We start from the raw sequence: 12,105 nt of genomic DNA, 5'->3' as shown, positions 1-12,105 counted from the left end.
GATTAAATAGCTTCGCCGTTGCGTGCCGGGTCGCCCGCTCCGGGGTTCTTCGACATCTCGTTCGAGCCAGCTTTTGTAGGGTTCGTTTTCATCTGGCCTGACGTCATAATCGAGTCGGCCGTGGGTACGTTGGCATTAGGGCTGCCAACTTTTACCATATCAGCCAGCCCATCTGGGCCTTTGCCAAGCTGCAGAGCCCGCACATACATGGCGATTTTCCACCGCTCTTCAGGGTTCACCTGCGAGCCGTGTGGCATCATGCGGTTACGTCCCCACTGAATAACGTGGTAAATGTGACCGTCATTCTGGTTCTTATAGGCACCTGTAGAGTAGTTGGGCACCCCTTTGAACTTGATACCTACCGGACCCTGTCCATCACCCTGCTCACCATGGCAATGCTGGCAGTTACGCGAGTATAGTACCTTGCCTTCCTCCAAGTGAGTTTTGGAATAGGCATAAGGATTAGTTAGCGTAGTCTCTGCCGTTTCTACATCATCCTTAGCGATGTGCGTGTAGTAGGCCATTTTACCACGCGGAATGGTTCCGACGGCCGGCGTACGCTCGTTGATACCCATTGGGTTGATGCGGTTAGCACCTACCTGGCTCAGTGGCTCGTACGGAATGGAAGTGTACATCTCAGGAGCGTACTCCAAGCCTGGGTCGTTGGCCTGATTACAGCCCGTGGTCAGCGCCGCAGCCAGCAGCACCGCCGACGCCTGTAGCGATATTTTCAGCAAGTGCATCATTAGAACTTGGACATTTCTTTTTGATTAACCTCCGACGCGCCATTCTCACGCAGAATCTGCGTAAGCTTGTTCATATCGGTGTTCTCATTCACCTCAATGGCCATAACGAACTTGTCGTCAGTCGAGCGAACGTCCAGTACTGGTGTTCTCCAGCGCGGATATAGTTTGCTGATGGCGTAGAAGGTAATAACCATTCCGTGACAGCAGAAAAGCACCGTCAGTTCGAACGATACCGGAATGAAAGCGGGTAACGCAATGTGGGGTTTACCACCGATAATCATCGGCCAGTCAAAACCCAGCATGTAAATCTGCATCCACAGCGCAAACGACAGGCCGGTGAGACCGAAGAAGAACGCGGCAATGGGCAGGCGCGACCGTTCGATACCCAAGGCGTCGTCGATGCCGTGGATTGGGAACGGGGTGAAGACTTCGTAGATTTTAACGCCGGCTTCCCGAACGTTTTCCACGGCGTGCAGCAGCACGTCCTCGTCTTCGAAAATACCGAGGGCGAAGCGCTTAGTCATGCTTATCGTAGTTTACCGGGGCCGAAGCGGGCACACCGTGGGTGGTAACGGGTTGAGGGGCGTGGTGCGGGTCCCGGCCGGTATAGGTCGGGCCATTGTCTACCGTGTATTTGAGCACCGACTTCACCTCGGCCATGTTGATAACCGGGAAGAACTTGGCAAACAACAGGAACAGCGTGAAGAACAGGCCGATAGTACCCACGTAGATGCCTACGTCGATAATTGTGGGCGAGAACATAGCCCACGAAGAAGGCAGGTAGTCGCGGTGCAACGAGGTAACGATAATCACGAAACGCTCGAACCACATACCGATGTTCACGATGATCGAGAGGATAAACGTGAGCGGGATGCTGTAGCGCACCTTACGGAACCACACCAGCTGAGGCGTAATCACGTTGCAGGTCATCATGGCCGCGTAAGCCCACCAGTATGGACCAGTGGCCCGGTTGATGAAAGCGTAGGATTCATACTCTACCTGCGAGTACCAGGCAATGAAGAACTCCGTGATATACGCCACACCCACGATGGAGCCGGTTACCATCATGATTTTGTTCATGAGGGCGATGTGCTCGATGGTAATGTAGTCTTCCAGCTTGAATACAACCCGGGTAATGAGCATCAGCGTCAGTACCATGGCGAAGCCCGAGAAGATAGCACCAGCCACGAAATAGGGCGGGAAGATGGTGGTGTGCCAGCCCGGTACGACCGAGGTAGCAAAGTCCATTGATACGATGGTGTGTACCGAGAGTACCAGCGGAGTCGAAACACCGGCCAGAATCAGCGAAACAGTTTCATAGCGGCTCCAGTGCTTGGCCGAACCTTTCCAGCCCATGCTCAGCAGCGAGTAAGCTACTTTGGCAATTGGGCCCTTAGCCCGGTCGCGGATGGTAGCGAAGTCAGGAACCAGACCCGTGTACCAGAACACCAGCGACACGGTGAAGTACGTCGAGATGGCGAATACGTCCCAGAGCAGGGGCGAGTTGAAGTTCACCCACAGCGAGCCAAACGTATTCTGCAGTGGGAATACCCAGTAAGCCAGCCACGGACGGCCCATGTGCAATACAGGGAACATGGCCGCGCAGATTACGGCGAAAATGGTCATGGCCTCGGCAGCGCGGTTGATGGAGGTCCGCCACTTCTGACGGAACAGCAGCAATACAGCCGAAATCAGGGTGCCGGCGTGGCCGATACCTACCCACCACACAAAGTTGGTGATATCCCAGGCCCAGCCAATGGTTTTATTCAGACCCCACTCGCCGATACCGTACCACAGGGTGCGGTAAACCGAGTAGAAGAATACGCCGAGGAGCAGAAGGGCAACGCTCAGGGCGGCCATCCACCGAATATTCGGGGCGGCTTCTACCTGGCGGCACACGTCTTGAGTGACGTCGTGGTACGTTTTCCCCCCGGTTACGAGCGGCTCCCGTACAGGTGATACGTGCTGCATAATGGTTGAATTTGGTTGTTGGGGCTTCAGGAATTCGGGGACTTGGCTTCGTGGCGAATGAACTGGCGCTAAAAAACCAACTCCCTAAATCCCCAACAAGCTAAGCACCGATAATTAAACGTTGAAATCGAGTTGATCCGTGTTTCGGATTTTGGTCAGGTACGTGATGTTTGGCTGCACGTTGATGGAGTCCAGGGCGTGGAAAGCCCGCTCGCCATCCTCGCGGCGCAACAGCTGCGAAAGGCGCGACTCGGGGTCGCGCATGTCGCCGAACACGATGGCCTGGGTAGGGCACGACTGGGCGCAGGCCGAGACGACTTCGCCATCCCGCGGACGACGCTTCTCTTTCTTGGCTTCGAGCTTGCCCAGTTGAATCCGCTGCACGCACATGGAGCATTTCTCCATTACGCCGCGGGCCCGAACGGTTACGTCCGGGTTGAGCACCATGCGGCCCAGGTCAGTGAACATGTGGCCGTTAACGGTTTCGAACTTCTCGTTAGAGTAGTAAGAGAACCAGTTGAAACGACGCACTTTGTAAGGACAGTTGTTGGCGCAGTAGCGCGTACCCACGCAACGGTTGTAGGTCATCTGGTTGAGACCTTCCGAGCTGTGGGTGGTGGCCAATACCGGGCACACCGTTTCGCAGGGCGCGTGGTTGCAGTGCTGGCACATGAGGGGCTGGAACACTACCGACGGGTTGGCCGACGGATCTTCCATGGCCGCGTACGTATCAAGCTTGCCCTTCTCGTCGAAATCTTCCTTGGTGGCGTCGGAGCTATAGTAGCGGTCGATACGCATCCAGTGCATTTCGCGGCGGTTGATTACCTCCTGCTTGCCTACTACAGCCACATTGTTTTCGGCCTGGCAACCAATTACGCACGCCCCGCAACCAATGCACGAGTTGAGGTCAATGGCCATGCCCCAGTGGTGGTTCTTGTATTCGTAATCCTGCCACAGTGACACTTTTGCTGGTGCCTCTAACCCGTCGGGAGTCGAAATTCTAACGTATTCAGTTACTTCCTTGGGGTTCTCCTGGTATTGCTTCAGCGACGCCACCTGCACCACTTCCTCGCGGTCCATGATGGTATGGTGAGTTTGGGTCTGGGCAATCGGCGACTGCGTTCCGGTAGCCTCAATCTGCACCGGGGTGGTGTAGTTGACGGCTCCGTTGCGCATCGTCAGCAGTGGCAGCACATTGGCACCAATCTGATCGGCCACTTTGCCGGCAGCCTCGCGGCCGTAGCCGATGGCAATACCAATAGTGCCGGCAGCTTGGCCAGGCTGAATCAGGATGGGCAGCTGGATGCTCTTGCCATTGGCCGTCACCTTCACCACATCACCCTGCTCCCACTTCTGCTCCACGGCATAGGCGCGGGGAACAGTTACGTAGTTGCCCCAGGTAGCCTTCGAAATCGGGTCGGGCAGTTCCTGCAGCCAAGGGTTATTAGCTTGGGCTCCGTTGCCCAGGCCAACTTTCTCATAAACAGCCAGCTCAATACCAGCGCCCTTGTTGGCGCGAATCGCGCTCATGGCGCTGTTAGCGTCCATTGCGGGCTCCAGCTGGGCAGCCGGAGCGGGCAGAGCCGAACCGCGAGCCACGCCATCGTGCACGACCTTATCCCAAGCCTTCACGAAGCCTGCGCTGCCCAATACGCCCTGCCACTGCTGGCGAAGGTAATTGTAGTACGTGGTCGGGTTACCAGCCCAGGTCAGGAGCGAATCCTGCGCCTGACGGGTTGCAAAAAGTGGCGTAATTACGGGCTGGGCCAGGCTCAGGTAGCCGCGCTTAGGCTCATAGTCGTTCCACGACTCCAGGAAATGGTGGTCGGGAGCAGCGTAGAGACACAGCTTGCCGGTTTCATCGAGCCGGTCGTTGAGCGAGATGCTGGTTTTTACTTTGCCAGCCTGCAGTGCTTTGCCCAGTTCGGCACCCATCGGGTGGTCGTACACGGGGTTGGCGTTGTAGAAAATCACCGCGCCAATCTGGCCAGCAATGATGTCCTTGATCAGGCGCGCCATGCGGGCGTCGTCGCCCTGACGGACATAAGAAGGGTTAGCCGTATCGACAGCGGCTGAGCCGAGGGTCTGGTTGATAGCGGCTACCAGCGTCTGGATACCGGGGTCGTTGATACCCGATACGACGAGGCCGCGCGAACCAGCCCGGCGCAGGGCGGTAGCGGCTTCGGCGAGCTTCTTGGAGGCCGGGGCAGCGCCGCCACCTACTACGGCATTATAGAGGTCGGCAGTAGCCGCACCCATAGCCGAAGGCTTCAGCGACTCGCGCACATCGGCGTTGGAGCCGGTAAGCGAAAGGTTGGTTTCGAACTGGTAGTGCTTCGACATGGTACGCCGCTCGCTCGACACCTTGCGGTTCTCTACGTACTGGCGGGCATACTCGACGGGCGAAATCCAGGTACCCAGGAAATCAGCATCGAGGCTTACGATGACGTCGGCCTTGCTGAAATCGTAGGCCGGCAGTACACCACCATTAGCCCGGAGCAGGGCTGATGACGAATTTACATCGTACATCACGTGCTCACCCCCACCGAAGCGAGTGGTGAACTCGTTGATTACTTTTTTGGTCGAAGGGCTGATGATAGTCGGCGACACGATGGCCACGCGGCCGGCACCGGCCAATGCGGCCCGTACTTCCTGGTCAAGCTGGTCGGTAGCAATGCGCTGGCCCTTCTTGGTAAAGAACTGTAGGCGGGCATTATCATACAGGCTAAGCACTGCTGCCTGGCCACGAGCCGAAAGGCCGCCGCGGGTGATAGGCGACTCGGGGTTGCCTTCGAGCTTGATGGGCCGTCCTTCGCGGGTTTTTACCAGTACGCTGTTGTAGTCCTGACCGTTGAAGAACGTGGAAGCGTAGAAGTTGGCGATGCTGGGGTCTACTTCCTCGGGCTTGTTGAGGTAAGGAATAGCCTTACGAACGGGCGCTTCGCAGCTGGCCAGCGTCGCGGCGGCTAATCCGAAGCCCATCAGCTTCAGGAAGTCGCGGCGCGGGGCTACTGTCGCATCCGTCGAACCATGGCCTTCCTTCACCGGCATGAAGTCGGCAAACTCGGTCATGGCGTTCTTGATGAACTCCGGTGAGTTTTCCAGCTCCTCAATTCCCTTCCAGTACTTGGGCGACTCTTGCATTTGTTGGGGGCTTGGGTTCCTGCGCACCGGGGGTCTTATGTTCGACGCCCTGCGGTTTGCAAGAGGGTACTTGTCTTGACTTGGGAAGTTGTATGTATGGCTTATTGGGCTGAAGGTTAAGGAGGGCAGTTTTCGTTACCTTCCGCAACCTTCAGCACTAAGCGCTTAGTAGTGGCACTTCGAGCACTCGGTGCCGCCGTTCGACGATACCGTGAAGGGAACTGCGCCGTTCTTGGAGTCATGCAGCTTCACGAGGTTGTCGTAGTAGCCGTTGCCCTTGGTGTTGAGCGGCGTCTCGCGGTGGCAGTTGATGCACCAGCCCATTGTGAGGGCCGAGTATTGGTAAACCACTTCCATGTTCTCGATAGGACCGTGGCAGGTTACGCATTCCAGACCGGCCACTTGGGTGTGCTGGGAGTGGTTGAAGTAGGCCAGATCGGGGATGTTGTGTACTCGCACCCACTGGATAGGCTGCTTGCGCTCGATGGCACGATAGATCTTCTTGATTTCCGGCGACTCCGTTTTGATCTGCGAGTGGCAGTTCATACAGATGTTAGGCGACGGGATGTTGGCCGACTTGCCCTTGTACACCGAAGTGTGGCAGTAAGCGCAGTTGATCTGGTTTTCACCAGCGTGCAGCTTGTGCGAGAAGGCAATGGGCTGGGTAGGCTGGTAACCCTGGCTTAGGCCCACGCCCATGGCGCCTTGGATAGTTTCATAGAGCACAGCCAGTACAAACACGGTGCCCACGATACCGCGCACGGCCGTCGACTTGTAAATGCGGCTGTAGTCGAAACGCTCCTCGATCTGCTCCCGGTCGCGGCCGTCAAGGTCCTTGCGGCCCCGTAGCACGTCCTTCATGATGTTGGCAATGATAACCAGCGTTACCACCAGTACAATCAGCACCACCACCAGCACAATCAGCAGGATGTTCATCGAACTGCTGGCCTCACCGTTGGCAGCAGCTGTGCCATCTACCAAAGCTTGTGAACCGTCGGTTGGGGCGATTCCTGTACCTACCGTAGGCTTACCCTCTTCCGAGGTTATGTAAGCAACGATAGATGTGATTTCAGCATCTGAAAGCTGAAAGCTCGGCATCTGCTGCTTCTGGTACTTGTTATAGAGCGCTACTGCATAAGCGTCGCCGCTAGCGACTACTTTGCTCGAGTTTTTAATCCACGGAATGATCCACGACATGGGCCGGCGCTTGGTGATACCAGCCATAGCTGGTCCCACTACCACTTCGTTGATGGCGTGGCACTGGGCGCAATTGCCTTTGAACAAGGCATCACCGGCGGCAATAGCAGCCGGATCGGCGGTAGTGGTACCAGCAGCGGCGGCCGGCGCAGCGGCGGCTACGGTGCCGGGCGTTACACCCACCTCACTGGGGTTTTTAGATGAGCCTATTTCGCCGGCTGCTGGCTGTGCTCCCTGCGCCATGGCATAACCAAAGCTGACAAAGAACAGAAGCAGAGCAAGAAAGAGGCGGGGAAGGGAACGTAGTCGGATGCTATCCATCGCACAGATTAGCTAAAAAAAAGAAACGCGGGGGTGCTTCAAGGCCACAAATGTAACTTGGGAAAGCCAGAGAACAAACCAACGGGGGCGAAAAATCGACCTTATAGGCAAGCTTAGACTTATTCTAAGCTCTCTAATTTTGCGCCTTTTCCTGCCCCAACGCCCAGCTATTCGGCTTGGCTCCGAACCTGTTGCCACATCAGTATTGTCTCATGCCCTGCTCAGCCAAAAAACCCCACTATTAAGGAGAAGGTTTGAGCAGAAGCACTCAAAAAGCTGTGCTACAAAACTTTCCCTGTAATCTACTTGAATATAGCTGGTTATTGCGGCTAAAAAGCATACCTTTGCCCCTCATTTATTTTTTCACATCATATTCCACCCCGTCGTAATGGCAGTAAGAAATTACGAGACGGTCTTCGTCCTCACTCCCGTTCTAAACGAGAGTCAGGTCCAAGAGACGGTCGAGAAGTTCTCGCAGGTGCTTAAGGAAAATAGCGCCGACATCATCAACCTCGAATCGTGGGGCCTCAAAAAGCTGGCCTACCCGATCGAGAAAAAAAACACCGGGTATTATTTCCTCGTGGAGTTCACCGGCGAAGGCAACATTGTAGATGTGCTGGAGCTGGCCTTCCGTCGTGATGAGCGCGTCATCCGTTTCCTGACTACCGTACTCGATAAGTACGCTCTGGAGTACGCTGGCCGTCGTCGCAAAGGCGAAATGAATCAACCCAAACCTAAAACGTCCGAAGCAGTTGGCTAAGCAACGTAAAATGAGTCTCGCCAACGAGCGTCTGCACAAGCAGGACGCCCGTAAGAAGTACTGCCGCTTTCAGAAAGCCGGTATCAAGTACGTCGACTACAAAGACCCGAACTTCCTGCTGAAGTTCGTCAACGAGCAGGGCCGCATTCTGCCCCGTCGTATTACCGGCACCAGCCTCAAGTTCCAGCGTAAAGTAGCCCAGGCAGTAGCCAAGGCGCGCCACCTGGCCCTGATGCCCTACGTAACCGACTCGTTGAAATAGACATTTAGTAGTGAGTAGTTAGTATTGAGTAGTTAGATTTCGTTGGTGTTAATTCCACAAATGTCTACTTCATCTCACTACTAACTACCCAATACTCAATACTAGAAAAATCATGGAAGTATTTCTGAAAGACGACGTTAAGGGCCTCGGCTACAAGAACGACCTCGTGACGGTAAAGCCCGGCTACGGCCGCAATTACCTGATGCCCCAGGGCCTGGCCGTACTGGCCGACAAAACCAACAAGAAAATCGTTGCCGAGAACGTCCGTCAGGCCGCTCACAAGGCCGACAAGGTGAAGGGCGATGCCCAGGGCCTGGCCGACCAGATCGGTGACATGGTTCTCGACATCCCGGCTAAGGTGGGTGAAAGCGGCAAAATTTTCGGCCGCGTAACCACACTGCAGCTCTCCGACGCCCTCAAGGCGAAGGGTATCGAGGTAGACCGCAAGCGTCTCTCGTTCGACACCGACCCCACGTCGGTAGGCGAGTACACTGCTTCGGCCGACCTGCACCGCGAGGTGAAGCACAAGATTCGTTTCAACGTAGTGGCCGAGTAGGCTACCACAGAAACGCCATTGAGGCAAACAAAACGCCCGGTTGCTTTAGCAGCCGGGCGTTTTGTTTATCGGCGCTGCCGTATACTGCAGCACTTATTACGACCTTTGTTCGTACAACTGCTCAGTCGGCTGCTTTTCGGAGCGGCTGGCGGCATCTCTCTCCCATCTTCAAGGCAGCAACTGAGCCGCGTTTCCATGTAGGAGATGCGCCCCGCTGACCGGCCCGTTTGGCCGCAAGCGGGCGGTTGAGTAGGTTGCCTGCCCGTTGGCCCGTCCGGGGTCTAATTCAGCCCAATGTTTCGTACTGAAATTCCGCTTACGCCCCTCCCCCACCAGCTGCCGCCTTCGGCCCGGGTGCTCACGCTGGGCTCCTGCTTTTCGGATGCTATCGGCGCGCGCCTGACCGAGTTCAAGGTCGCGACGCTGGTTAACCCGTTCGGCACCGTGTTCAACCCCATCTCGGCCTGCAAGCTGCTACGCGCAGCGGCTGGCGAGGATGTTGATTGGCAGCAACACTTGGTAGAAGCCCGCGGCCGCTGGCAGAGCTACGACCTGCACGCCGAAATCGGGGCCGACTCGCCGGTGGAGCTGTTGCAGCATATCAACCAACTTACCCGCGAGGTGGGCGTGTTTCTCGCCACGGCCGATGTAGTGATACTCACGCTGGGCTCGGCCTTTGCCTACCGCCTGCGTGAAACCGACGAGTTGGTGAGCAACTGCCATAAGGTTGCGGCTGATCAGTTCGATAAGGAGCTGCTGACGGCCGATGAAATTATTGCAGCCGTGGCCGAAACCCACGCTTACCTGCGCCGCGTAAGTCCCAAGCTGCGCTTTATACTAACGGTGAGCCCCGTGCGCCACCTCAAGGATACGCTGGTGCTAAACTCGGCCAGCAAGGCGATGCTGCGCGTGGCTTGCCATTACCTGAGCGAGTTGCTGCCCGATGTTACCTACTTCCCGGCTTACGAGCTGCTAGTAGACGATTTGCGTGACTACCGCTTTTACGCCGCCGATATGCTCCACCTCTCGGAAACGGCCGAGAACTACGTGTGGGAGAAATTTACGCGCACTTACTTCGACGCGGCTTTCGGGCGCTTCAAGAAGGAGTGGGAAGGTATCCGGCAGAACCTAGGCCACCGGCCCCTGCACCCGGCTGCCCCCGAGCACCGCGCCTTCCTGGAAAGCACGCTCGAACGTCTGCGCAAGCTCAGCACCACCGCTGATGTGCGCATGGAGCTGCTGCATGTGGAGCGTGAGTTGGCCAACCTGCCCGAGCCTAAAGTGGCGGCCCCGGCCGAAGAAGAAGTATACGACGATGGCGAGGAGCGCATCGACATCGGCTCATTCGACGACCAGGCTGCGACTCAGAAAGCGCAGCCCGCTGCCGAGCTGGTAGCAGCGGCAGCCACCGAGCCCGTAGCCAAGCCCGCTGCCGGTAAAAAGCAAGCTGCGAAGAAGGAAATCAACCGGGCCGTATTTGCCAAAACCCGGCTTACGTCCCAGGCCAGCCTCATCCGGCCCGGTTCTGGCCTGTTGGTAGAGGATGCCGAAGAGACGGAAATAGAGGAAGCCGATACAACTGACACAACCGATTCGACTGTATCGGCCGAATCGGCTTACGACCACGCCTACTCGCCCACCATCACCGACCTGACAGACGAGGTCGAAACTGACGAGGACGACGAAACTGACGAAAGCGAGCAATCGGGTGAGCCGGAAACGCCTGAGGAAGCGGCCCGCCGTAAGAAGCGCCGCTCGCGGGGTGGAGCCAAGCGCACCAAGCGCAAGCACGCCCGCCTAGCCGCTGAGCAGGGCAATGTCGAAGGGCAGCCCGAGGGCAGCGTCATAGCCACCGCGTCTGCGCCGCTACCCGACGAGTTGCAGCCTACTGCCCCGGACGCCACCCTCCAGTCTGACAACGGCGACGAGCCAGCATCGGAAGTGGTATACGTAACGGAAGCGCAGTTGCGCCAGCCCCGCCCGCAGTCCACGCCCCCTGTTCCGGCCGACAGCCCAACCGAGCCAGCAAGCCCTGATGAAACCGAGCCGGCCACACCGGAGGCCGACGAGACAACGCCTGAAGCCCGCCGTGGCCGCAACAATCGGAGGGGTAATAAGCGCGAGCAGGCCCCACGCTATGGGGGCCGACCCGGCCGTCAGCCCCTCTATGCCACTGATGCCGAAAGCCCTACCCCCGTCACTGATGATAAGGCCACGGAGGCAACGTCTACGCCCACGGAGGACAATGCTGCTGAGCCGATGATGCCGAGCTCGACCGTACCGGTATCTGCTGAAGCAAGCAAGAAGCCAGCCACAAAGCAGCGCGCCCCAAGGCCGAAAGCGGCCCGGCAGCCATCAGTTGCTCCGGCCACACCAACACCCATTGAAGCTGCGCCAGTAGCGGCGGCTCCGGTAGCCACACCCGCTCCTGCCGCTCCTGCCGCTCCTGCAACACTAGAGCCTGCCGCGGCCAAACCGGCAGCGCGGCCTGCTCGCCGCAAACCCGCTGCACAACGCAAAGCGGCTCCCGAAGCTGTAGCAACCGAGGCTGCGCCACCAGAAGCGGCTACCCAGCCAGCTCCAGCAACGAAACCCGCCAAGGCTCCTGCCCGGAAGCGAGCTGCCGCCAAACCGAAAGCTCCAGCCGCAGCCCTGGCTACGCCCGAAGTTGCGGCAAAGCCTAAGGAAGCAGCCACTGAGTCTGCGGCCACACCGAAGCCAGCGGCCCCTGCGAAGTCGGTTGCCAAGCCTAAAGCGCCAGCCAAAGCAAAACCTAAGGCTACCAGGGAGGCAACTACCAAGGCGACTCCAAAAGCCGCGGCTAAGCCCAAAGCAGCGGCCGGTAAGGCATCAACTGATCCGAAGCCGACCGCTGCTAAGCCGGCCCCGGCTAAAACCCGAACAGCTGCCAAGCCAGCCAAGAAAACCGGGACCGAAAAGCCAGAAGCAGAGTAAACACAAAACCCAGCCCCACCGGCTGGGTTTTGTGTTTATCAGGACTCTACATTCCACTGCAACTGCGCAGCTTGAAATACCAGCTACCCGGCCCGAGATATCATCAGCAGATAATACCGGCCACCTGTTTGGTCAAGCTCCTGCCCCGCTGCATAAAGCGCCCAACCCGATGGTAGCAACGGGCAGAATTTGC

9 protein-coding genes are annotated in these 12,105 nt (G+C 57.5%); 4 read left to right on the top strand and 5 right to left on the bottom strand.

The genetic code is table 11. The features are described from left to right. Window positions 1-2 precede the first annotated feature (2 nt). From HW556_RS03355 to HW556_RS03335, 5 genes are all read right to left on the bottom strand, one after another. The gene (locus HW556_RS03355; RefSeq protein ID WP_246289507.1) at window positions 3-743 is read right to left on the bottom strand and encodes a c-type cytochrome; all 741 of its coding nucleotides are present in this window, start codon (window positions 741-743) and stop codon (window positions 3-5) included. 2 nt (window positions 744-745) lie between these two features. Next, the gene (locus HW556_RS03350) at window positions 746-1,270 is read right to left on the bottom strand and encodes a DUF3341 domain-containing protein (protein ID WP_176897947.1); all 525 of its coding nucleotides are present in this window, start codon (window positions 1,268-1,270) and stop codon (window positions 746-748) included. Then, complete coding sequence (gene nrfD, locus HW556_RS03345; RefSeq protein ID WP_246285049.1) at window positions 1,263-2,717, bottom strand: NrfD/PsrC family molybdoenzyme membrane anchor subunit; 1,455 nt, start codon at window positions 2,715-2,717, stop codon at window positions 1,263-1,265. Before nrfD ends, HW556_RS03350 begins: the two co-directional genes overlap by 8 nt. A 114-nt stretch (window positions 2,718-2,831) precedes the next feature. Further along, window positions 2,832-5,861 (bottom strand): TAT-variant-translocated molybdopterin oxidoreductase, encoded by a 3,030-nt coding sequence (locus HW556_RS03340; protein ID WP_176897946.1) that lies wholly within the window; start codon window positions 5,859-5,861, stop codon window positions 2,832-2,834. Window positions 5,862-6,026: 165 nt separating this feature from the next. Then, on the bottom strand, window positions 6,027-7,301 hold the full coding sequence (locus tag HW556_RS03335) for a cytochrome c3 family protein (RefSeq protein ID WP_176897945.1): 1,275 nt from the start codon (window positions 7,299-7,301) through the stop codon (window positions 6,027-6,029). A 466-nt stretch (window positions 7,302-7,767) separates the two neighbouring features. On the opposite strand from HW556_RS03335, the gene rpsF reads away from it, so the two are divergent. From rpsF to HW556_RS03315, 4 genes are all read left to right on the top strand, one after another. Next, a complete protein-coding gene (gene rpsF, locus HW556_RS03330; protein WP_176897944.1) occupies window positions 7,768-8,139 on the top strand; it encodes a 30S ribosomal protein S6 in 372 nt (123 codons plus the stop codon). A gap of 10 nt (window positions 8,140-8,149) precedes the next feature. After that, window positions 8,150-8,401, top strand: a complete 252-nt coding sequence (gene rpsR / locus HW556_RS03325) for a 30S ribosomal protein S18 (protein ID WP_019947036.1) — start codon at window positions 8,150-8,152, stop codon at window positions 8,399-8,401. Window positions 8,402-8,513: 112 nt separating this feature from the next. Further along, window positions 8,514-8,957: a 50S ribosomal protein L9 gene (rplI, locus tag HW556_RS03320; RefSeq protein WP_176897942.1), complete on the top strand. Its 444-nt coding sequence runs from the start codon at window positions 8,514-8,516 to the stop codon at window positions 8,955-8,957. Window positions 8,958-9,251: 294 nt separating this feature from the next. After that, on the top strand, window positions 9,252-11,912 hold the full coding sequence (locus HW556_RS03315) for a GSCFA domain-containing protein (protein WP_176897940.1): 2,661 nt from the start codon (window positions 9,252-9,254) through the stop codon (window positions 11,910-11,912). Window positions 11,913-12,105: the final 193 nt, after the last annotated feature.

Origin of the sequence: Hymenobacter terrestris, from assembly GCF_013377905.1 — a bacterium.
Lineage (GTDB): Bacteria > Bacteroidota > Bacteroidia > Cytophagales > Hymenobacteraceae > Hymenobacter > Hymenobacter terrestris.
Note: the sequence above shows the minus strand (reverse complement) of the source record. Positions and strands in the feature narration are given on the sequence as shown.